This window comes from Zoogloea sp. (assembly GCF_023150065.1).
GTDB lineage: Bacteria > Pseudomonadota > Gammaproteobacteria > Burkholderiales > Rhodocyclaceae > Zoogloea.
The window spans coordinates 15,876-36,536 of record NZ_JAKLLN010000015.1; the positions used below are offsets into that span (position 1 = coordinate 15,876).

General features: G+C 70.2%; 21 protein-coding genes. 9 read left to right on the forward strand and 12 right to left on the reverse strand.

The window, feature by feature from the left end:
* Positions 1-3: 3 nt before the first annotated feature.
* The 9 genes from L6Q67_RS16045 (at position 4) to L6Q67_RS16085 (ending at position 9,895) form a co-directional block, all read left to right on the forward strand.
* A complete protein-coding gene (locus L6Q67_RS16045) occupies positions 4-1,368 on the forward strand; it encodes a hypothetical protein (protein ID WP_296571504.1) in 1,365 nt (454 codons plus the stop codon).
* Positions 1,368-2,057: a hypothetical protein gene (locus L6Q67_RS16050; protein WP_296571507.1), complete on the forward strand. Its 690-nt coding sequence runs from the start codon at positions 1,368-1,370 to the stop codon at positions 2,055-2,057. Before L6Q67_RS16045 ends, L6Q67_RS16050 begins: the two co-directional genes overlap by 1 nt.
* A gap of 2 nt (positions 2,058-2,059) precedes the next feature.
* Positions 2,060-4,861, forward strand: a complete 2,802-nt coding sequence (locus L6Q67_RS16055) for an AAA family ATPase (RefSeq protein WP_296571510.1) — start codon at positions 2,060-2,062, stop codon at positions 4,859-4,861.
* Positions 4,862-4,939: 78 nt separating this feature from the next.
* Entirely contained in the window at positions 4,940-6,043 is a 1,104-nt protein-coding gene (locus L6Q67_RS16060; protein WP_296571512.1) for a GGDEF domain-containing protein, read from the forward strand.
* A gap of 118 nt (positions 6,044-6,161) precedes the next feature.
* Entirely contained in the window at positions 6,162-7,670 is a 1,509-nt protein-coding gene (lysS, locus tag L6Q67_RS16065) for a lysine--tRNA ligase (protein ID WP_296571516.1), read from the forward strand.
* Positions 7,671-7,732: 62 nt separating this feature from the next.
* On the forward strand, positions 7,733-8,239 hold the full coding sequence (locus tag L6Q67_RS16070) for an H-NS family nucleoid-associated regulatory protein (RefSeq protein WP_296571520.1): 507 nt from the start codon (positions 7,733-7,735) through the stop codon (positions 8,237-8,239).
* A gap of 313 nt (positions 8,240-8,552) precedes the next feature.
* Positions 8,553-8,684 carry a hypothetical protein gene (locus L6Q67_RS16075; RefSeq protein WP_296571523.1) on the forward strand — a complete coding sequence of 44 codons (132 nt, stop codon included), beginning with the start codon at positions 8,553-8,555 and terminating at the stop codon, positions 8,682-8,684.
* Between the two features lie 27 nt (positions 8,685-8,711).
* Complete coding sequence (locus tag L6Q67_RS16080) at positions 8,712-9,065, forward strand: 5'/3'-nucleotidase SurE (RefSeq protein ID WP_296571526.1); 354 nt, start codon at positions 8,712-8,714, stop codon at positions 9,063-9,065.
* Between the two features lie 131 nt (positions 9,066-9,196).
* Positions 9,197-9,895 (forward strand): hypothetical protein, encoded by a 699-nt coding sequence (locus tag L6Q67_RS16085; protein WP_296571529.1) that lies wholly within the window; start codon positions 9,197-9,199, stop codon positions 9,893-9,895.
* A 46-nt stretch (positions 9,896-9,941) separates the two neighbouring features.
* On the opposite strand, the gene L6Q67_RS16090 is transcribed toward L6Q67_RS16085, so the two are convergent.
* Genes L6Q67_RS16090 through L6Q67_RS16145 form a run of 12 tightly spaced genes read right to left on the reverse strand, consistent with a single transcriptional unit; the run spans position 9,942 to position 20,661 of the window.
* On the reverse strand, positions 9,942-11,345 hold the full coding sequence (locus L6Q67_RS16090; RefSeq protein WP_296571532.1) for a 3'-5' exonuclease family protein: 1,404 nt from the start codon (positions 11,343-11,345) through the stop codon (positions 9,942-9,944).
* A gap of 53 nt (positions 11,346-11,398) precedes the next feature.
* Positions 11,399-12,106 carry a LuxR C-terminal-related transcriptional regulator gene (locus L6Q67_RS16095; RefSeq protein ID WP_296571535.1) on the reverse strand — a complete coding sequence of 236 codons (708 nt, stop codon included), beginning with the start codon at positions 12,104-12,106 and terminating at the stop codon, positions 11,399-11,401.
* Positions 12,107-12,114: 8 nt separating this feature from the next.
* On the reverse strand, positions 12,115-12,573 hold the full coding sequence (locus L6Q67_RS16100) for a type II secretion system protein (RefSeq protein WP_296571539.1): 459 nt from the start codon (positions 12,571-12,573) through the stop codon (positions 12,115-12,117).
* Between the two features lie 32 nt (positions 12,574-12,605).
* Positions 12,606-12,983 (reverse strand): type IV pilin protein, encoded by a 378-nt coding sequence (locus tag L6Q67_RS16105; protein WP_296571542.1) that lies wholly within the window; start codon positions 12,981-12,983, stop codon positions 12,606-12,608.
* The gene (locus L6Q67_RS16110; RefSeq protein WP_296571544.1) at positions 12,983-13,453 is read right to left on the reverse strand and encodes a type II secretion system protein; all 471 of its coding nucleotides are present in this window, start codon (positions 13,451-13,453) and stop codon (positions 12,983-12,985) included. Before L6Q67_RS16110 ends, L6Q67_RS16105 begins: the two co-directional genes overlap by 1 nt.
* Positions 13,454-13,456: 3 nt before the next feature.
* On the reverse strand, positions 13,457-15,697 hold the full coding sequence (locus L6Q67_RS16115; RefSeq protein ID WP_296571547.1) for a secretin N-terminal domain-containing protein: 2,241 nt from the start codon (positions 15,695-15,697) through the stop codon (positions 13,457-13,459).
* Positions 15,694-16,179: a hypothetical protein gene (locus tag L6Q67_RS16120; RefSeq protein WP_296571550.1), complete on the reverse strand. Its 486-nt coding sequence runs from the start codon at positions 16,177-16,179 to the stop codon at positions 15,694-15,696. The genes L6Q67_RS16115 and L6Q67_RS16120 overlap by 4 nt, the downstream gene beginning before the upstream one ends.
* Entirely contained in the window at positions 16,176-16,721 is a 546-nt protein-coding gene (locus tag L6Q67_RS16125) for a hypothetical protein (protein ID WP_296571554.1), read from the reverse strand. Before L6Q67_RS16125 ends, L6Q67_RS16120 begins: the two co-directional genes overlap by 4 nt.
* Complete coding sequence (locus L6Q67_RS16130; protein ID WP_296571557.1) at positions 16,718-17,263, reverse strand: PilN domain-containing protein; 546 nt, start codon at positions 17,261-17,263, stop codon at positions 16,718-16,720. The genes L6Q67_RS16125 and L6Q67_RS16130 overlap by 4 nt, the downstream gene beginning before the upstream one ends.
* The gene (locus tag L6Q67_RS16135) at positions 17,260-17,976 is read right to left on the reverse strand and encodes a hypothetical protein (RefSeq protein ID WP_296571562.1); all 717 of its coding nucleotides are present in this window, start codon (positions 17,974-17,976) and stop codon (positions 17,260-17,262) included. Before L6Q67_RS16135 ends, L6Q67_RS16130 begins: the two co-directional genes overlap by 4 nt.
* Positions 17,957-19,489, reverse strand: coding sequence for a GspE/PulE family protein (locus L6Q67_RS16140; protein WP_296571563.1), 1,533 nt, complete (start codon positions 19,487-19,489; stop codon positions 17,957-17,959). The genes L6Q67_RS16135 and L6Q67_RS16140 overlap by 20 nt, the downstream gene beginning before the upstream one ends.
* A complete protein-coding gene (locus L6Q67_RS16145) occupies positions 19,486-20,661 on the reverse strand; it encodes a type II secretion system F family protein (RefSeq protein ID WP_296571565.1) in 1,176 nt (391 codons plus the stop codon). Before L6Q67_RS16145 ends, L6Q67_RS16140 begins: the two co-directional genes overlap by 4 nt.

Sequence of the window (20,661 nt, forward strand, 5' to 3'; positions counted from 1 at the left end):
CCCATGTCCGAAGTCCGCCTGGAAGAGCTCCTCGCCCCCGGCGTCGCCGCCGACGACGTGCCCGAGCTCGCCCCCCTGCTCGGCGCCCGGCCGCTGCTATCGGCCTTCAGCACCCTCTTTCATGGCAGCGAGGCCGAGGTGCTGATGCGCCTGCTGGTGCTGCGCGAGATCGGCCGTGAGACCGACGCCCCCCGCTGGGGCCCGGAGCAGCTGCGCCAGCGCTTCGCCTTCCTCGACCCGGTCAAGCTCGAGACCGTGCTGCGCCGGCTACGCGGAAACGGCCTGCTGGAGATCGGCGACGACAACCTCTACGCCCTCTCCGACCTGGGCCGCAACGCCGTGGCGGCCATCGCCATGCTGGTCAGCTTCAGCGCCGAGGATGACCTGGAGTTGGGCTTCCTCACCACCCAGCTGGCCGGCCTGCAGGCCGTGGGCAGCGTCACCCCGGAGGCCCTCGGCCACCTGCTGGGCAAGCTCAACGACCTGGCCTGGCACTTCGAGGACGCCATCGCCTCGGGCTCCGAGTTCCGCATCACCGACGCCCGCCGGCGCCTCTCCGCCAACACCCGCTGGATCGAGCGCGGCACCGAGATCCTGCGCGAGCTGCTGGCCGACCCGGAGGTACCCTTCGACCTGGCCCGCGTCGCCCAGCGCATCGGCCTGGCCCAGTCGCGCCTGGCCCGGGTGGACGCGGCCTTCCAGCGCGCCCTCAACAAGATCGAGGCCCAGCGGGTCACTCTGGGCGGCTCGGGCATCTCGTCCAGCGACGTGGCCAGCTGGCTGCGGCGCCTGGATGTGCGGCAGCTGGCCGCCCTGGCCGACGGCGCCCTCGCCCCGGCGCCAGAGCTCACCCTGCTGGCCGGCGGCCACGAGCTCCTCGACCGGGCCGAACTCGCCCTGTCCGACGAAGCCCGCCAGATCGAGGCCGACACCGCCCTGCCCCCCGCCGAGGACGCCCCCAGCAACCGCGCCCCCGAACAGGAAGACCTGCGCCTGCTGCAGCACTTCAGCCAGCGCCTGGCCCGCCTCACCGAAGCCGGCAGCACCCCGGCGGCCCTCGCCAGCCTGGTGGCCGGCGGCGGCTTTCCGGCGGCCTCCTACCGCCTCTCACTGCTCGCCCTGCTGGCCGACGGGGGCGGCGAAGGCGGCGCCACACCGGCCGACGGCCCCATCGGCGAGTTCATGCGCCTGCCCCTCGAGGTGCGCTTCGAGGCCACCACGGTCAAGGTCGGTGAGGACGAGATCGCCACCATGTCCACCGGCATGGTGGGCGCCAAGGGCAGTCTGCCAGCCGCCGAGGCCCTGCCCGTCCTTGATGCCCAAGAAGCCCTCGCCGCCCTCGACGACACCCTCTCCGACCCCGCCTGATGGAACAACAGATCCGCACCCTCACCGCCCGCCTGCTGGCCAGCCGCAGCCTGCCCCGCAGCGACGCCCTGGTGCGCCGCGCCCTGGTCGATGAAAGCTTCCGCACCGAGCTCGACACCCGCCTGTCGGCCGTGGGCCTGCAGCTCATCGACAACCCCTACGCCGAACACGTGGCCGTCGCCCTCGCCAGCGACGTGCACGAACCGGTGTTCGGCGCCACCCGCGAATACGCCGCCAGCAACGTGGGCCTGACCCGCGACCAGCTCGCCCTGCTCATCGTCATCTGGGCCCTGATCATCCTGCCCAAGCGCGAGCGCCAGGTGAATCGCCAGCGCCTCGCCGACGACGGCCAGGAAGACATGTTCGGCAAGGATGCCCCCCTGGAGCGCGGTGAAGGCGTCTCCGGCGCCATCCCCGAAGCCTCCCTGCTGGCCGACTTCTCGGCGGTGCTGGGCCACAAGACCTACGTCCAGGGCAAGCTCCTGTCCCGTCTGGCCCAGCTCGGCTTCATCAAGCGCCGGGGCGGCATGATCCACGAGGGCCCGCTCCTCGACGTGCTCCTCGACTACCGCCTGCTGGCCGATCGCATCATCTACGGCACCCTCGGCGAAGTGCTGGCCCAGGCCGGCCACCCGCCCCCCGCCGGCGACGCCTTCACGCCGCCCGAAGACACCGCCGAGGAAGACTGAGCATGTTCCACATCAAGCAACTCGAACTGGTCCATTGGGACTACTGGCGGCGCTTCAACCTGCCCCTGGACGCCCAGATCATCACCATCGTCGGCCCCAACGGCTCCGGCAAGACCACCCTGCTCGACGCCCTGCGCACCCTCTTCGGCCTGCGCTGCTCGGGCAAGCGCGACTTCCGCCGCTACGTGCGGCGGGCCAACCGCAGCTTCGCGTGGATCCGCGCGGTGGTGGCCAACCGCCCCGGCAGCACCGGCAAGCGCCCCTTCTTCCCCTGCCTGAAGGACGAAGTCACCCTGGCCTGCCGCATCCGCCGCGCCGGCGGCGACTGGACCCGCGACTACGCCATCGCCGACGGCGACGTACCCATCGAGGCCCTCGAAGCCAACGAAGACCGGGCCGTGGAGTGGGTCGGCTACCGGGACTACCAGAGCCGCCTGGCCTGGGGCGGCCTCACCCCCGCCATCGCCAAGGTGCTGGCCTTAGAGCAGGGCGACACCGACAAGCTCTGCGAATACTCCCCCAAGGCCCTGCTGGAGCTGGTCTTCGACGTGTTCGGCGACAAGGAGGTGCTGGACAACTACGCCGCCGCCCAGGAAGAACAGAACAACGCCGAAAAGGAACTCGCCGCCCTGGGCCTCGACCTCGACCGCCTGCGCGCCCAGGCCGAGACCAAGCGCCTGGAGGCCGACCGCTTCCTCGAATGGAAGCAGCTCGACGACGAGGCCCGCGCCCTCGCCGCCGAGATCATCCCCCGCCTCGAGACGACCGAGCTGGAGCGCGACATCCGCCTGGCCCGGGACGAACTCGGCCGCAGCCGCCAGGAACACCAGCGCAGCGAGGACGAGCTGCGCCGCCTGCGTGAACACGGCAAGGGCGTCGAAGCCGAAAAGGCCGCCGCCGAAGCCCGCCGCAACACCGCCCGCCAGCACGACCTGGAAGCCGAAAAACGCCACCTGGCCGCCCACGACGAAGTGCGCGACGCCGAAAAGCTGCTGGCCGAACGCAGCGCCCTGCGCACCCGCCTGGCCCGTGAGGCCGGCGACGCCGCCGTGGACCTGGAAGCCGCCCACGCCAAGGCCGACGCCCGCCTGCTCCACCTGCAGCGCCAAGAGCGCGAAGCCATCGCCGCCTTCGAAGACAAGACCGCCCAGCTGCGCGCCGCCCGCGAGCACCGCAGCCCGCCCGCCGACGCCGACGTGGCGCGCTTTCGCAGCCGCCTCAAGGCCGAAGGCATCGGCCACCGGGCCCTGGCCGAGATCATCGAGGTCACCGACCCCGACTGGCAGGGCGCCGTCGAAGCCGTGCTGCGCCCCTACCGCAGCGTGCTCCTGCTCGACCGCGAGCAGGACCGCCACGCCGCCTGGGCCCTGGGTGAAGCCGAACGCTTCCGCCACTTCATCGTGCCCGAGCTCGAGATGGCGCCCCCCGCCACCCGGGGCTCCCTGGCCGAAGTCATCCGCTTCGCCGACGCCATCCCGCGCTGGCTGGCCGACCTCCTCAACCGCATCCAGCGCGTCGACGACGCCGACGCCGCCCGCCGCCTGCCCCGCGAAACCGAATGGATCACCCGGGACGGCTACCACCGGGAACGCCGCGGCGCCCGCCACCTGGGCAAGCCCACCGACTTCCACTTCGGCGAACTGGCCCGCGGCGCCCGCATGAAGCAGCTCGACGCCGACATGCACAGCATCGACGCCCGCCTGCGCGCCCTGCGCCCCGAGCTCGACGCGGCCAAGGAAGACGCCGACGCCCTGCGCGCCCGCCTCCACGGCATCGAGGCCGCCCAGCTGCTCTCCGCCCGCGCCGACGACTTCGACAACGCCGAGCGCACCCTGCCCGACGCCCGCGCCCGCCTCACCGCCGCCATCGCCGACCGGGCCGAGGCCAAGGGCGAACTCGAACGCATCGAGCAATCCCTGCGCGGCATCGACATCGAGATCGACCGCCGCCGCCGGGATACCGACAGCCTCGCCCGCCGCGTGCAGGAGCTGGCCAGCGAAGCCGCCCCGCGCCGCCGCGACCAGGCCAAGCGCATCCTCAACCTGCGCCGCCTGCGCCGGGGCATGCCCGCCGACTGGCGCGACCCGGCCGCCAACGCCCTGCTGATCGACAAATACGACGGCGCCCGCGGCGCCCGGGCCGAGCTCGAACGCCTGCGCCAGCGCCTGGCCGGCGGCGAGTGGGTCACCGACGACACCGTGCTCACCCTGGCTGGCCGCCTCAAGGCCGACGTGAACGACCGGGAGGCCCAGTACGCCGAGCGCGAACGCCACTGCAGCGCCGCCCGGCGCATCACCGGCGAGGCCCGCGCCGCCTACATCGCCAAGCTGCGCGCCACCGTGCGCCAGTACGGCAAAAACCTGCGCGCCCTCGGCGATCTGGCCAACGTGGACGTGGACTGCCCCGTGCCGGCCCTCGACAACGACGACCGGGCCCTCGCCAGCGCCGGGCTGGAGGTGCGCTTCGACTTCGACCGCAAGGGCGCCGTGGGCCTCAACGACGGCGAAGCCTCGGGCGGCCAGCAGGTCATGAAATCCCTGATCCTGCTCATCGCCCTGCTGATGGACGAAGCCCGCCCCGGCGGCTTCGTCTTCATCGACGAGCCCTTCGCCCACCTGGACATCGCCAACATCGACCGGGTCGGCACCTTCCTGCGCGCCACCCGCGCCCAGTACCTCATCACCACCCCGGTCACCCACAACGCCAACGTCTTCGCCCCCGCCCAGCTCACCCTGGTCACCCGCAAGAAGAAACCCGGCGACGACTGGGCTCCGCCCATCGGGCTGATCCAGCGGGCCATGTAAAAGACAAACAGGTCACTCACTTCAGATTTCACAAGGTCTGACGTTATTGGCTCCATCCAGCCACGGCCAGCCCTCACCATGCGCCTCACTCCGGCGTCCGACGCCGCGAACTCCCTCCAGATGCCCCTCCTCCGGGGCGCCGAGGTCCTTTCGCGCACCCGCGACCTGCGGGAGATATTCCGCACGACCGCCGAAACCGCCATGCAATTCCTGAACGGCAGCTACTGCCTGCTGTTCGCCGTACGCTTCACCCCCCCGGACCTCACCGTCGGCCTGCTCGGCTGCTGCGTCTCCGACGGCACCGACACCTACTGGGACGACGTCTGCGACGGCCAGTCCTGGCTCCCCGTCGATCCCCTGCTGGCCGACTGCCTGCACACCGACTACGGCCACGCGATCATGCACGAGGGCGACACCTGGCGCCTCGCCTTCGCCGTCGGGGCCCTGGGCGAAGCCCGCTGGGTTCTCGAGATCCACAGCCACAGCAAACCGCGGACCACCGACTGCCAGGCCCTGAGCCTGTTCCTCCGCTGCTTCGAGAACCAGCACCAGGCCTGGGAATACGCCAACCTGGACACCCTCACCCGGCTGCTCAACCGCAAGACCTTCGACGACGACTTCGAACGCCTCATCGCCGCCGCCGAACTGGCCGAACAGGCGCGCCAGGAACCCGCCGAACGCCGCACCCACAACAGCCCCACCATCACCCAGCCCTGCTGGCTCGGGGTGGTGGATATCGATCACTTCAAGAAGATCAACGACAACTACGGCCACCTCTTCGGCGATGAAGTGCTGCTGCGCGTAGCCGACCTGATGCGCCAGAGCTTCCGCAACCACGACAAGCTGTTCCGCTTTGGTGGCGAGGAGTTCGTGGTCATGCTGCGCAACGTGGCCGAAGACCACGTCCAGAGCATCTTCGACCGCTTCCGCGTGGCCGTGGAAGATCACGACTTCCCCCGCGTCGGGCAGGTGCGCTGCTCGGTCGGCTACTCCCGCATCGATCCGCGCCTTTCGCCGGCCGAACTGTTGGGGCGGGCCGACGAAGCCCTCTACTATTCCAAGGAGCACGGCCGCAACCAGGTCAATGGCTTCGACGAGCTGATCATGAGCGGCAAACTGCGCATCACCATCCCGGCCGGCCAGGCCCAGATCCAGTCCGACATCGACGAGATCTTCCTCTGATCAGCGCCACTGCGGCCGGCGGGCCGCGACGGGCGCCCCGGAGTGTGTCAAAATTGGGAGCTTTGCGGCCTTTTGTGGATGCTGCCGCCCCCCGATTCCGTTGATTGAAGAGCCCATCATGTCCGACCAGACCTCCTCGCCCGCCCAGGACGAAAACCACCTGATCGCCGAACGCCGGCAAAAGCTCGCCGAATGGCGCGCCACCGGCAAGGCGTATCCGAACGATTTCTCCCGGGAAAACACCGCCGGCAAACTCGACGAAGTCTACGGCGAGAAATCCGCCGAAGACCTCGAAGCCCTGCCGGTCGAGGTCAAGGTCGCCGGCCGCATCATGCTCAAGCGCGTGATGGGCAAGGCCAGCTTCATCACCATCCAGGATCTCTCCGGCCGCATCCAGCTCTACGTCACCCGCGACGGCGTGGGTGAGGATGTCTATGCCGACTTCAAGCACTGGGACATCGGCGACATCGTCGGCACCATCGGCACCCTGTTCCGCACCAAGACCGGCGAGCTGTCCATCAAGTCGTCCGAGCTGCGCCTGCTCACCAAGAGCCTGCGCCCCCTGCCCGACAAGTTCCACGGCCTCACCGACACCGAGACCAAGTATCGCCAGCGCTACGTGGACCTCATCATGAGCGAGGAATCGCGTCACACCTTCGTGGCCCGCAGCCGCCTGGTGCAGTCGATCCGCAACTACATGACCGGCCACAACTTCCTCGAAGTCGAAACGCCGATGATGCACCCCATCCCCGGCGGCGCCTCGGCCAAGCCCTTCGTCACCCACCACAACGCCCTCGACATGCAGCAGTTCCTGCGCATCGCGCCGGAGCTCTACCTCAAGCGCCTGGTGGTCGGCGGTTTCGAAAAGGTCTTCGAGGTCAATCGCAACTTCCGCAACGAAGGCCTGTCCCCCCGCCACAACCCCGAATTCACCATGATGGAGTTCTACGAGGCCTACGCGAACTACCGCAGCCTCATGGACTTCACCGAAGGCCTGCTCCGCCACGCCGCCCGCGAGGCCTTGGGCACCGAGGTCTTCGAATACCAGGGTCGCACCCTCGACCTATCCCGCCCCTTCCACCGCCTGACCATCGTCGAAGCCATCCGCAAGCACCACCCCGGCTTCACCGATGCCCAGCTGGCCGACGCCGACTGGCTCAAGCAGAAGATCAAGGACTTCGGCGAGAAGGTGAAGCCGGGCGGCCTCGGCAGCCTGCAGCTGCAGCTCTTCGAAGCCTGCGCCGAAGCCGAGACCTGGGAGCCGACCTTCATCATCGACTACCCGGTCGAAGTCAGCCCCCTGGCCCGCGCCTCCGACAGCAACCCCGAGATCACCGAGCGCTTCGAGCTCTTCATCGTCGGCCGCGAGATCGCCAACGGCTTCTCCGAGCTCAACGACCCCGAAGACCAGGCCGCCCGCTTCCAGGCCCAGGCCCAGGCCAAGGACGCCGGTGACGAAGAAGCCATGTACTATGACGCCGACTACATCCGGGCGCTCGAGTACGGCCTGCCTCCCACCGGCGGCTGCGGCATCGGCATCGACCGCCTGGTCATGCTGCTCACCGACAGCCCCGCCATCCGCGACGTGATCCTGTTCCCGCAGATGCGCCCGGAAGCAACCGACTGAGGAAACCGCGCGGGCCGCTCCGGCGGCCCCGCCCTTCCTGCCCGAGCACAACCGACGCCCCCATGACTGACCTGAAGTCCTACGACCTCCCCGAACTCGAAGCCCTGGCCGAACAGATCCAGGCCGAGATCAACAAGCGGGAGCAGGAAGAAGCCGACCGGGCCCGCGCCGCTGCAGAAGCCGCCGCAGAGGCGGAGCGCCAGGCCCTCGCCGCCGCCGAAGCCGCCCGCCGCGCAGCCGAAGAAGCCGCAGCCCGCAAGAAAGCCGAGGCCGCCGCCCGCAAGGAAGCCCAGGCCCAGGAAGCGGCCCGCAAGGAAGCCGAAGCCAGCGCCGCGCGGGAAGCGGAAGCCAAGGCCAAGGCCGCGCCCCCACCCGAGCCCGCCCCTGCCGCGCCCGGCCACATCCGCTACATGCACCCCTCCAACCGCGCCCTCACCTGGGACGGAAAAGGCCCCACCCCCGACTGGGTCCTGGCCTGGATGACCACCGGCGGCACCCTCTACGCCCTCGAAACCACCGCCGAAAAACTCGCACCCCGGCCGATTCCGGCGAGCTTCCTGAAGCGCTGAACGAGCGGTGGGAGTCCTGATGGAATTGGGACTCCCGGAGCGCACCTGCGCCACCGTCCGCCAGAGACTCGCCAGCTACCCGCAGATCGAAAAAGCCGCATTGCGCGAGCATATTGAACGGGTGGGGCAGGTGTTTTAAGAGAGGGGCTGCATCGGTTCATGAAAGGGTCACGCGCCCATCACCGGCCCGTCCCCCCCGCCGCCCATCCTGATCGGCAATCAAGCTTCGCCCCGCTCACCGGGGCATTCTTATTCGCCACGCCGGGTCTCGGCGCAATGCTCAGGCCAGGGCGGCCGCGGCGCAGCCATCGTGATGTACAGCACCGCCACCCTCATCGCCGACAACGACAAAACCCAGATCGAGGCCGAGGGCGGCTGCCACAATGGCGCAGCGGCCATCGGTGCGCCTGCCGTGGGCCTCTTCGGCCGGCTACACCGGCAGTGACTTCCACTACGTTCACGGCACCCGGTGATGGCCACCATGTACGGCCTCGACGTACTCGCCACGGCGCGCTGGAACAAGGCCCCCGACCTGGTACTGTCCGGCCCCAACGAAGGCCAGAACGTGGGTCGCGTGGTGGTGAGCTCCGGCACCATCGGCAACGCCCAGTTCGCCGCCGGGCGTGGCACTCCGGCCATCGCCCTGAGCGCCGGCACCGACACGATGGATAACACCGGCCTGGCCAGCCCCAACTCGGCCATCATCGCTCAGCTCAGCGTCAAACTCCTGAAGGCGCTCCAGGCCAAAGCCGGCAGTCACGTAGGTCGGGTTAGCGACGCTAACCCGACACTTCCAGAAAAGCCCAAATGCATTATCCGGGCGTAAAATCTTCCCCGATCTCCGCTTTCACCTGCGCTCACCCTGGGAAGCGCACAAATTCATCGCAGTGCGCAGCAACCGCCGGACAGGTCCAGGGCTCCCGCACATCAACAACTGGAAGGCTTTGGCACCCACCCATGCAAACTCGAAAGCTATTTGCGCTCCTGTGGCGAATCAACGCCATCGTCATCCTATTCGTCGGGTTGATCGCTGGCGTTGTACTCGGCCTTGTCGGCTATATGCTGTTCAAAGAGGCAACACAAACGCGCCATGTCGATAACGTCGCAAACACGATTCTTGGCGACGTTCGGGAATCTGCAGCTGAACTCGGCTCATTCAACCCCATCCCCGGCAGTAGCGTTCTGAGGGCACCGCTCATCGTGCACCAAACCTATTCCATCGGCGCGGGTTCAAAGGAAGCCGGATCCACACGCAACTACCTCTATTTCGATCCAACAACCCGATCCGCATACTGGCTTCGTCCGACAATGGACAGAGTGATACTCAGCGACACCATGCTGCCTGACCGTGAGTACCATGAGAAAAACGCAAGCGCCGTTGCCTACGTCTATGTTTCAGTTGAAAAAGACACCAATAACGATGATCGGCTTACCGAGTCCGACGAAAAACAGATCGCAATTTCTTCGCCAAACGGCAAGAGCTATCGTGTCGTTGTGCCCAAAGCAGACAGCTTGAACGAAGCCGCTTTGATCAGCCCTACACGACTTCTCATCCTGTACTCCAAAGGTGCCAAGCTGGCCGCCGTGGAAGTCGATCCGTCCGATTTCGCTTCATCAATTACGGAGTATGAGATCCCTGTCACCCTGAAGCGCTAAACGAGCCCATCAGCTCGCGCTGTCTTGCTCCTGCACCTCCAACCAATCACTCCACCGCCACCGCCCTCCCCAGCTTCACCACCCGCCCCTTCGCCAGCGCCTTCTTCAATATCTTCCACATATCCAGGTCAAAGGACGGGCGGCCGGATTCGAGGAGGGTGTGGACCTCGTCTTCACCCCGGGCCGTGCCCAGCCAGCACCAGTTGTCGATCACGTGCAGGGCATCGCCCTCGCGCAGGCCGATGGGGCCGGCGTAGGGCCAGCGTTCGATCCTGAGCTTGTGCAGGGCCATCATCAGGCGGGCGCCGTGTAGGCCGCGGGATTCGGCGCCGATGCAGGCACCCTTGCAGCGCTTGATCTGGTAGCCGAAGCAGGGCTGGCCGCTGCGTACCTTTTCCAGCCCGAGGCAGGCCTGGCACAAGGCGTGTTCGTCGGCCAGGGTGCGCAGGGCCTTGGTGGCAGCGGTCTGGCTGGTGAAGAAGCCAAAGAGATTGTCCTGGCGCCCCGGGTCCAGGTCGGGCCCGCGCACCAGCGCCGGTCGCCAGCCACCCGCCCCGTCCTCCACCAGCTGCCAGGCGCACAGGCCGCTGCTGCGGCGCAAGCGCCGGTTGTGGATGGGCTGGCGCGCCTTGACCAGCTGCGCTTCGAGCAGCAGCGCGCCCACCTCACCGGCGGTCTCGATCCACTCGACGCGGCGCAGCTGCTGGGACAGGCTCATCTCCTTGGCGCTGCTGTGGTCGGCGCTGAAGTGGGATAGCACCCGGGTGCGGATGTCCTTGCTCTTTCCGATGTAGAGGGGCAGGTCGTTCTCGCCGTAAAACAGGTAAACCCCCGGCGTGCCGGGCAGTTCATCGAGGACGGAGGGGTCGATGTGAGGTGGCAGCGCCGCATGGCCGGTGAGCCGGGCGACGGCGGAATCGATGCGCTCAGGGTCAAACTGGCGGTGGATCAGCTGCCAGAACTGCCAGATCAGCTGGGCATCGGCCAGGGCCCGGTGGCGCTCCCCCACCACCAGGCCGTGGCGTTCGATCAGCGCATCGAGCCCGTGGCGCGGATGCTCGGGAAACAGATCCCGCGACAGCTTCACGGTGCACAGCACCGACGGACGCAGGGGCATGCCCACCCGCTCGAAGGCATTGCGCAGAAAGCCGTAGTCGAAGCGGGCGTTGTGGGCGATGAACAGCCGGCCATCCAGCCGGTTGTAGATCTCCTCGGCCAGCTCGGCAAAACGTGGGGCATCGGCCACCATGTCATTGCTGATGCCGGTGAGCCGCTCGATGAACTCCGGGATGCGCCCCTCCGGCCGGATCAGGTGCGACCACTCGCGTACGCCGTCTTCATCCACCTCCACGATACCCACTTCAGTGATGCCATCCACGGTGGCCACGCCACCATTGGTCTCGATATCGACGAAGGCGAGGCCCCGCCAGCGTCCGTTGCTGAATTTCAAGATATGCCTTCCTCGTTTGCTGCCTGGCTCCGACCGGCCCGGCCGGAGAACGCTCAGGCCCGCACCGCCTCTCCCAGTGAAGAGGTCACGGCCGCGGCTGCGGCGCGATTATTGACCGACAACTTCCTCAGCGCCTGCTGAATGTGATGTTTGACGGTCACGGGGCTGATGCCCAGGTCGCTGGCGATCTGGGCATTGGTCTTGCCGCAGCGCACCCCGGCCAGCACCTGGCACTGGCGGGTGGACAGGCCGCTCGCCCCCCCCGCCAACGGGGCGCTCTGGCGCTGCCGGAGGAGCGCCATATACAGATGCGGCAGCAGCAGGTCGGCCAGATAGAGCTCCCGCGGTCCGGGCTCGGCGGGCATGCCGAGAAACACAAACAGACAGGGCGACACCGCCGACAAGCCGCCCACCCCATGCACCAGCCCGGCCCCTTCCGCGGGCGGCGGCGAGGGATGGACACAGGGACGCTGGCCCAGATGCTGCCAGTGGCGGCGCAGGGCCGCCCACACCACACCAGACCGGGAGCGCAGCGCCGCCTCGGCCTCGGGTGCCAGCACGGCCCGGGAGAAGATCTCGACCGGCGCCTCCCCGACCGGCCCGGCGTCGAACACGCAGACCAGGGTCTCGTGGGGCAGGAAGCCCTGCAGCGCGCCCTGGGCCCACAGGTAGAACTCGTTTGGCCGACGCACCCTGACGGCCTCATCCAGGGTCAGGCGCAGGCGCTCCAGGTCATACGGATCGAAGAACAGGGCATCCACGGCAGCACCTAAGGCAGTGTGGCCTGGGACGGCGCGCCGTCCTGGGGGCGCATCTGCCAGTCGCAATAGCGCGCCCCGTCCGCCGGCGCCCCGCTGACGGACACCCAGGCCGGCAGCGCGGCCCGGCGCAGGGCCTGGCGAGTGGAGCGGCTGCGTACGGCGACGATCTGCCCATCCGCCCGCTCCACCTGCCAGTCGGCCTCGCCGGTCATCGGATCTCGGTAGAGGCGGCGCAGATGCCGGCGCACGAAGGGCTGGCGCGGGTCGAGGAGCAGATCCTCCAGCTGCCGGGGATAGACTGCTGCACCCGCCGGCGACAGGGCCCGGTAGCTGGCCAGGGCCCGGGCGAACTCGCCGCCGATGAACAGCAGCTCGGCCTCGCGCTCGCGCTGGGCGGCGGTGGACCACACCGTACCGAAACCCGCCAGCCCCAGGCCCAGGGCGGCCACGGCGAACAGCATCAGCAAATAGGTGGCGCCTCCCTGGCGCGACGCTGTCTTCATAGCTCGGAAAAGGGCTGGCCGTCGCGGCTGCGGCCGGGGGCGCTGCTGTGCAGGTCCCACAGCCCGTCGCCGCGGCCGTCGGGCGGGGCGACGAGGGTCCACCCGTCCCGCCGCTCGCTGATCGGGTCCACCGGCAGGGCACGCAGATAGCGTCCGCTCACCAGCTCGTCCAGATCCCGGGGGTAGCGCCCGGTATCGCCGTGGAATTTGTCGATGGCGTCGCGGGTGACAGCCAGGGTCTGCACCAGCGCCGCCTCCCGGGCCCGCTCCAGGTGGCCGAAGTAGCGCGGCGCGGCGATGGACAGCAGGGTGGCGACGATGGCCATCACCACCAGCAGTTCGATCAGCGTAAAGCCCCGGTCATGCCAGCCCATCACCACTCCCGGTAGGGCACGCCGTTGAGCCCCACACCGGGCGCGCGGGAGTACACGTCGAACACGTCGGCCCCGGGCGCCGGCGCGTCCGCCGGGCTGGCATAGCTGCGCAGGCCCCAGGTGGCGGCCGCGTCCACGGAGGGATCGGTGCTGAAGGGGTCGCGGGGGATGCGGCGCAGTACATGGATGCGCCCCTTGCCCGGCGCGCGGGCATCGGGCACCCCCTCCACCAGCGCCTGCAGGGTGGGCGGGTAACCATTGCCATCGGCCGGCCGGGCGATCCGCCCCTCGTCGCTGTAGCGCTTGTAGGTGTCGATGCCCTCGCGGAGCTGGCGCAGGGCCAGGCGCAACTCGCCCTCCCTGGCCCGCTGGCTCGTCACCTGCATGACGGGCACGGCCATGGCCGCCAGCACGGCCACCACCGCCACCGTCACCACAATCTCGATCAGGGTGAAACCGCGGGTCCGCATGCTTCAGGGTGCAATGCGCACGCCAACGGGTTCGGCAGACGGCAGCGCCAATGCCTGGCCGCCACTGCGCAACTGGGCCGACAGCACGCCGAAACGGGCCAGGCCGGACGCACCCGGGCGGGCCCGGAAGCGGACCTCCAGGCGCGGCGCCGTGCCCGCCGGCAGCTGCACGGCCAGGGCATCGCCGCCCTCACCGGGCTGATCCAGGGATTCGACCAGGGTCGTGTCGTAGGCCAGCAGAGCCGGCCCGCCCTCGCTGGCCGGGCCGGAGAGGGTCAGCACCAGGGCGAAGGGCTCGCCCGGCCGCACCTGCTCCGGCGCTTCCAGCGCCAGGGCCGGCAGGCCCGGATCTGCGGTGGCGGCCGGCACCGGCATCGGCACCACAGCCGCCGACGGCCCGCGCGGCGCGGCAGCGGCGGCACCCCCTGCCCCCAACATCAGGGGCGCGGCGCCCACCGCCGCCTCGGTGCCGGCGGCCTGGGTGGCCACGGCCAGGGCCGGCTGGGCCAGGTTGCGCACCACCCGGGGGGTGATCAGCAGGACGATCTCGGTCTTATTGCCCACGTCACGCTGGCTGCTGAACAGCCGCCCCAGGCCCGGCACCTCACCGAGGCCGGGCAGGCGATAGGCCGAGCTGCGCTCCTCGTCGCTGATCAGCCCGGCGAGCACCTGGGTCTCCCCATCCTTCAGGCGCAGGGACGTGGCCGCGCTGCGCGTGCCCACCTGGTAGGCCAGGGAGCTGGACGGCCCGAGCACTTCCTTGACGATGCTGCTCACCTCCAGGTTCACCTTGATGGCCACCTCGTCATCCAGGTGCACCGAGGGCTCCACCTCCAGCTTGAGGCCCACGTCCAGGTAGTTCACCGACGCCGACACCCCCACGTTGGCGGTTGAGGTGGTGGTGAACACCGGCAGCTTCTCGCCGATGTGGATGCGCGCCTTGTCCCGGTTCTTCACCCGGATGCGCGGGTTGGCCAGGATGTTGGAGTTCCCGTCCTGGTCGCGCAGGTTGAGGAGCAGCCCCGGATTGGCCACGTAGGGCACCATGGCCCCGGTGTTGCGCAGGTTGATGTTGCCGGCCAGCAGCTGCCCGCCCAGGTTCTGGCTGATGGTGGTGCCGGTGGTGGTCGTCACCGCGCTGGTGGTGGAGGGCTGCAGCAGGCCGTAGCCGATCTGCTCCGGGAAGCGCACCCCCAGCTCCAGCAGGCGGTTGCGGCTGATCTCCATCACCTCCACCTCCAGCATCACCTCCGGCTCGGCCAGGTCCAGGCCGGCGACCAGGCGCTCAGCCAGGCGCACCGCATCGGGGGTGTCCTTCATCACCAGCAGGTTGAGCTTGTCCTCCACAAACACGTCTTTGGTCTTGACCATCTGCTTGATCATGGCCATGGCCTGCTTGGGGTCGGCGTTGGCCAGGTAGAAGCTGCGGGTCACCAGCTCCTGGTAGTCCTTCTGCTTGGCCGGGGTGTTGGGGTAGATCAGCACCGAACGCTCGTTGAGCAGCTTGCGTTCGAGCTGCTGGGTCACCATCAGCAGCTTGAGCACGTCGTCAATGCTGCTCTTACGCACGAACAGCGACACCTTGGCGTCGGGGCGCACGTCCTTGTCGAGCACGAAGTTGAGGCCCGACTCCCGGGACAGCACCTCCAGCACCCCGCGCAGGGGCGCGTCCCGGAATTCCACGGTCACGGGTTTGGCCAGGGGGCCGGCCAGGGCTGCCGGCAGCGGGTCGCGGGCAGCGGCGCGCTCGTCCAGGCGGCGCATCACCTCCCGCGCCAGGGGGTGGGCGGGGTCGGCCGCCAGCACGCCCCGGGCCCCGCGCTCGGCGGCCACGGCGTCGCCCTTGTCCAGGCTGCGCTGGGCCTCCCGGGCGCTGTGGTCGCGGGCCTGGCGGGCGGTGATGGCCTCGTAGCCGGCGGCCACCCGGGGGTGAAGGGGGTCGAACTGGCGGGCCAGCCCGAGGGCCGCCTCGGCCTGCTCGAAGCGCCCCGCCCCCCGGGCCTGGTCGGCCAGAGCCAGCTGGCGTGCCACCAGCATGTCGCGCTGGCGCAGGTAGTAGCCGCGCAGCTCCAGGTTGCGCGGGTCGGCGCTCACCTTGTCGCGCAGCTCACGCAGGGCCACCTCGGGGCTGCGGGTGGCAAAGGCCTGGCGGCTCTCCTCCAGGGCCGGGTTGGCGGCACAGGCCAGCAGGCCGGCAGACAGCAACAGGGGCGCGGCAAGGCGCAGCAGGAATCGGACAGTCATGGAATGGCCCCGCCGGCGAGGCTCTGGGTCTGGTTGAGGGGGAGATAGACGAGATCGACGCGGGCCCGGCTGACCGCGCTCACCCGGTAGCGGCCTTCCAGCACATCACCGGCCCGCAGCACATGGACCCGCTCGCCCTCGATCAGGAACACCGCGAGGGGGCCGCCGTCTTCCAGCAGGCCGCCGTGCCGGAAGGGCAAGGGTGGGGCCATCGGAGTGACGGGGGGCGCAGGCGGCGGTGGCGACCGGAAGCTGCGCACGGCAAAGAGATCGGCTCCACCCTCCGCCCGCAGCCGGGGGGTGAGCACCAGCGCCGAAAGATCGGCGGCGGGGCGCACCTCGGCGCGACGTGCGGGCCGGGCCGCAGGGGGCGAAGCCGTGCCCTCCCCCGCTTCGTCACCCGCCTCCTCCAGCCCGGCGGCCCACCAGGTGGCCAGCAGGGACGCGGCCAGGGCCGACAGGAGCACGGCCTTGCGCCTCATGCGCCCCGCCGCACCAGGATCACCAGACGCACCCGGGCCTCCAGCTCCATGGCGTCCATGGCCGGGCGCCGCAGGCTCAGGTGTTCCAGGGCCACCTCGGGCATTTCGGCCAGCACGTCGTCCAGCCATGCGCGCAGGAGGACATAGGCGCCCCGGGCCGGCAGCTCCAGGCTGATGCGTTCGAGGGGGGACTGGGGGTCTGCGGCCGACCGGTAATCGGCCTTGTCCAGCTGCACGCCCCGGGCCAGGGCATGGCCGTGGAGCCGCCCCAGCAGCTCGGGCAGACTGCCGGCCTCGGGGAAGGACGCGTTGAAGGCCTCCAGGCGGGCCCGGGCAGAAGGCTCCACCCGGGCCGGCTGGCGCAGCCGACGTTCGGTGGCCCGGGTCTGTTGGTGCAGGGCGTCGGCCTCGGCCTCCAGGGCCTGGTTGCCGCTCAGGTCAAAACTCAGGGCGGCCAGGGCCAGGGTGATGCCCAGCACGCCGGGCAGCCCGGCGGCGCGGGCGCTGCGCCCGGCCGATTCCCGCCAGCGGCTGCAGTTCATGGACGCACCTCCCAACGGGCGTCGATCTGGAAACTCACCACCTGGATGCCGTCGTCGTCCCGAAAGCCGTAGCTCACCAGCCGTGCATCCCGCAGCCCGGCCACACCCGCCAGGCGGGCCAGCAGGGCAAAGACCTCGGACAGGCTGCGCGCCTCGCCCGAGAGCTTCAGGCTGCCGGCCGGGCCGTCCTGTTCCAGCGCCAGCACGGCGATGCCCGGGTCACTCACGGCCGCCTCAAGCCCGCTCAGAAAGCCGCCCCAGTCGCGCCCCAGCAGCCGGGCCGCTGCCAGCGCCGGACGCAGCTCGGCGTCGGACACCGGCGCCGGCGGCCGGGCGCTGCCCATGCGGGCATCCACCGCACGGCGGGCCCGGGCCAGCAGGCGCGCCTCATCCGCCACCTGGGCCTCACGCACCTCGTACTCATGCAGCACACCGGCACAGGCCAGCGCACCGGCGGCCAGCATCAACCAGCCAAGCAGGCTGGGGGGGCGTCGGCGGCCGGCAAAGTCCAGCCCCAGGGGCAGCGGCACGCGGGCTTTCATGCGGCATCCTCAAGATGCTGCAGGCGCCAGCCTTCGGGCAGCGCCAGCCCGGCGGGCCCTGCGGCGCCTCCGGTGAGGTGGAGCACGGGCTGCACCCAGGTCTCGCCAGCGGGCCGGGCCGCCAGCAGGGGCAGCAGGCCAGCCACGGCCGCTGCCGTATCGGCCTGGGCCACCGGCAGGCTGCGCACCGCGCACCACTGCCCGGCCCGCCACAGGCCCAGGGTGACCCGCCCGGCCTCCAGCCGGGCCAGGGCCCCATCGCCCGCCAGACGCGGCCGCAGGGCGTTGAAAGCCGCCGCGAAGGCCGGTGCCAGCCCTGTCACCTTCATCCCACGCTCACGGGCAAAGGCCTTGATGGCCCCCTGCAGCCCGGCCGGCAGGGCCGCCCCCAGACTGGGCAGACACAGGGCCTCCCGGTCGATCTGCACGGCCCACGGCCCGGGCCCGAACACCGCCGCAAAGCGCTGCCCGGCAAAAGCCTCGCGCTCCGTGCGGCGCAGGCCGGCAGGCCACGCCAGGTGCACATAGCGCACGTGCCGGTCGGCCACCTGCAGTTGCAGGCGGGTGCGCCGGGGCAAGGCCGGCATGGCGGCAAAAGCGGCCTCCCAGCCCCCGTGGAGGTCCAGCGCCACGCCGGGCCCGTCCGGCGCGTCGAGGGACAGGCGCTCGGGGCCGACAAACAGGCGGCGGGTCTCAGGCCACAAAGGTGACACGGTTCAGCTCCTCCAGCGTGGTCTGCCCGTCCCGCACCAAGGCCAGGCCGGCCTCCCGCAGGCTCACGAAGCCCTGGCGCCGGGCGGCCTCCTTGAGCACCCGCAGGGGCGCCCGGCTGGTGATCAGGTCGCGGAGTTCGTCATCCAGCACCAGCACCTCGGCAATGGCCCGCCGCCCCCGGAAGCCCGACCCGCGGCACTGGCTGCAGCCCTGCCCGGCGCAGAAGCGGTAGTCCGCCGGCGCCGCCGCCAGCCCTGATGCCGCCAGGATCTCCGGCACCGGTGGCCGGGGCGCGGTGCACGCCGGGCAGTTGATGCGCAGCAGGCGCTGGGCCACCACACCATTGAGGGCCGCCACCAGGTTGTAGGGATCGACCCCCATGTGCATGAAGCGGCCGATCACGTCGAAGACGTTGTTGGCATGCACGGTGGTGAACACCAGGTGGCCGGTGAGGGCTGCCTGGATGGCGATCTCGGCCGTCTCCGGGTCGCGGATCTCCCCCACCATGATCCGGTCGGGGTCGTGGCGCAGGATGGAGCGCAGGCCGCGGGCAAAGTCCATGCCCTTCTTCTCGTTGACCGGGATCTGCAGCACGCCGGGCAGCTGGTACTCCACCGGGTCCTCGATGGTGATCACCTTGTCCTGCCCGCTGTGGGTCTCGGACAGCAGGGCGTACAGGCTGGTGGTCTTGCCCGAGCCGGTGGGGCCGGTGACCAGCAGCATGCCGTAGGGCTCGGCGGCCATGCGGCGCAGGCGCTGGCGCGTGTCCCCGTCAAAGCCCAGGGTCTCCAGGCTCAGGCCGTCCAGCGCCCGGGTCAGGTGGGCCTTGTCGAGGATGCGCAGCACCGCGTCCTCGCCGTGGATGCTGGGCATGATGGACACCCGGAAGTCGATGGCCCGGCCCCCGGCCTGGACCTTGAAACGCCCGTCCTGGGGCACCCGCCGCTCGGCGATGTCCAGCTCGGCCAGCACCTTGAGGCGCGACACCACCTGCTCGGCCTGGGCCGTGCCCGCCACACTGCCGGCCTGGTTGAGCACCCCGTCCACCCGGTACTTGATCGCCAGCCCGCCGGGCCGGGATTCCAGATGCACGTCACTGGCGCCCTGGCGGATGGCGTCGTACAGGGTGGCGTTGACCAACCGCACTACCGGGCTGGCGTCGCCGGTGATGCGGCGCAGGGACAGGTCCTCGCCTCCATCAGCGTCCAGCGGTGCGGCCTCGTCGGCCAGCTCGCCCGCGCCCACCATGCGGTGGGTCGCCTCGTGGCGAGCCAGGCAGGCGGTGAGGGCATCCCGGTCGGCGCGGCACAGGTCGAAGGGCTCGTCCAGGGTGCCGCCCAGCCCGTCCACGAGGTCGGTGTCGGCCGGGTCGGCCTGCACGATCCAGAGCCGGCCCGACACATCCCGGCCGGCAAGGGCCTCCCGCTGCAGGGCCCGGTCAAAGGGCAGCACCCCGAAATCCGGCGCCAGGGCCTGCAGCGCGGCCTCGTCCAGGCACAGGGCAGCGCTCACTGGAGGCTCTCCGCAACCTGGAAGATGGGCAGGTAGAGCATGATCAAAATCAGGCCTACGGCCAGGGCGATCACCAGCATCAGCAGCGGCCCGGCCAGCCGCGTCACGGCGTCCAGCCAGCGGGCGTTGTCCTCCTCATGAAAGCCGGCGGCCCGCTCCAGCATCTCGCCCAGGTTGCCGGCGCGCTCCCCCACCGCCAGCATGCGCAGGGCCACCGGCGTGGCCAGGGCATGGTCGCCCAGGGTGGCCGCCAGGCCCTGGCCTTCACGCACCCGCTCGATGGCGGCCTGGAGCCCCGGGCGCAGGGCCGGCGACAACAGCCCCTCCACCATTCCCAGGGCCGTCACCGCCGGAATCCCGCCCCGCAGCAGCATGCCCAGGGTGCGATAGAAGCGCGCCAGCTCGAACACCCGCAGGCGCGCCCCCAGCCGGGGCGTGCGCCAGGCCAGGCGCAGGGCCGCCGCGCGGCTGGCCGGATGGCGCAGGGCCAGCACGATCAGCCCCACCGGCCCCAGGCCGCCGGCCAGCACCCAACCGCCGTGGGTCTGCAGCAGCGTGCCCCAGGCCAGCAGCAGGCGCGACATCCAGGGCAGCTCGCCGCCCACCGACTCGAACACCTGGGCAAAGCGCGGCACCACGTAGGCCAGCAGAAAGAGCATCACCGCGCCCCCCACCCCCAGCAGCAGGGCCGGATAGAGCGCCGCCGACAGCAGCTTGCCGCGCACCAGGGCAAGCTGCTGCTGGTAGTCGATGTAGCGGGCCAGCGCCGGGTCCAGATCACTGGTGCGCTCGGCGGCGCGCACCGTGGCCACGTAGAGGGGCGGAAAGGCCTGGGGCCGGGCCGCCAGGGCCACCGACAGGCGCTGCCCCTCGCGCAGGCGCGCCAGCAACTCCAGCAGCACCTCGCGCATGCCGGCCCGCCCCTCCTTCTCGGCCAGCGCCGCCAGTGCCTCAGCCAGGGGAATCCCCGCCCGCAGCAAGGCCAGCAGCTGCTGATTGAAGAGCTGCAGCGGAAAACCCGCCTGGCTGCGCGCGTCGGCCAACGGCGTGACCGAGATCACCGCCAGCCCCTGCGCCGCCGCCTGCACCCGGGCCGCGCCGGCATCCGCCGCCACCAGCTCGATATCCTGAAAAGTAGACGCCCCCGCCAGCGCCCGAACCCGGAAACGCAT

Excerpts from the sequence above, each read along its gene's own strand:
- L6Q67_RS16045 (WP_296571504.1), top strand. The coding sequence starts at position 4 with ATGTCCGAAGTCCGCCTGGAAGAGCTCCTCGCCCCCGGCGTCGCCGCC.
- L6Q67_RS16050 (WP_296571507.1), top strand. The coding sequence starts at position 1,368 with ATGGAACAACAGATCCGCACCCTCACCGCCCGCCTGCTGGCCAGCCGC.
- L6Q67_RS16055 (WP_296571510.1), top strand. The coding sequence starts at position 2,060 with ATGTTCCACATCAAGCAACTCGAACTGGTCCATTGGGACTACTGGCGG.
- L6Q67_RS16060 (WP_296571512.1), top strand. The coding sequence starts at position 4,940 with ATGCGCCTCACTCCGGCGTCCGACGCCGCGAACTCCCTCCAGATGCCC.
- lysS (WP_296571516.1), top strand. The coding sequence starts at position 6,162 with ATGTCCGACCAGACCTCCTCGCCCGCCCAGGACGAAAACCACCTGATC.
- L6Q67_RS16070 (WP_296571520.1), top strand. The coding sequence starts at position 7,733 with ATGACTGACCTGAAGTCCTACGACCTCCCCGAACTCGAAGCCCTGGCC.
- L6Q67_RS16075 (WP_296571523.1), top strand. The coding sequence starts at position 8,553 with ATGTACAGCACCGCCACCCTCATCGCCGACAACGACAAAACCCAGATC.
- L6Q67_RS16080 (WP_296571526.1), top strand. The coding sequence starts at position 8,712 with ATGGCCACCATGTACGGCCTCGACGTACTCGCCACGGCGCGCTGGAAC.
- L6Q67_RS16085 (WP_296571529.1), top strand. The coding sequence starts at position 9,197 with ATGCAAACTCGAAAGCTATTTGCGCTCCTGTGGCGAATCAACGCCATC.
- L6Q67_RS16105 (WP_296571542.1), bottom strand. The coding sequence starts at position 12,983 with ATGGGCTGGCATGACCGGGGCTTTACGCTGATCGAACTGCTGGTGGTG.
- L6Q67_RS16110 (WP_296571544.1), bottom strand. The coding sequence starts at position 13,453 with ATGCGGACCCGCGGTTTCACCCTGATCGAGATTGTGGTGACGGTGGCG.
- L6Q67_RS16115 (WP_296571547.1), bottom strand. The coding sequence starts at position 15,697 with ATGACTGTCCGATTCCTGCTGCGCCTTGCCGCGCCCCTGTTGCTGTCT.
- L6Q67_RS16120 (WP_296571550.1), bottom strand. The coding sequence starts at position 16,179 with ATGAGGCGCAAGGCCGTGCTCCTGTCGGCCCTGGCCGCGTCCCTGCTG.
- L6Q67_RS16125 (WP_296571554.1), bottom strand. The coding sequence starts at position 16,721 with ATGAACTGCAGCCGCTGGCGGGAATCGGCCGGGCGCAGCGCCCGCGCC.
- L6Q67_RS16130 (WP_296571557.1), bottom strand. The coding sequence starts at position 17,263 with ATGAAAGCCCGCGTGCCGCTGCCCCTGGGGCTGGACTTTGCCGGCCGC.
- L6Q67_RS16145 (WP_296571565.1), bottom strand. The coding sequence starts at position 20,661 with ATGCGTTTCCGGGTTCGGGCGCTGGCGGGGGCGTCTACTTTTCAGGAT.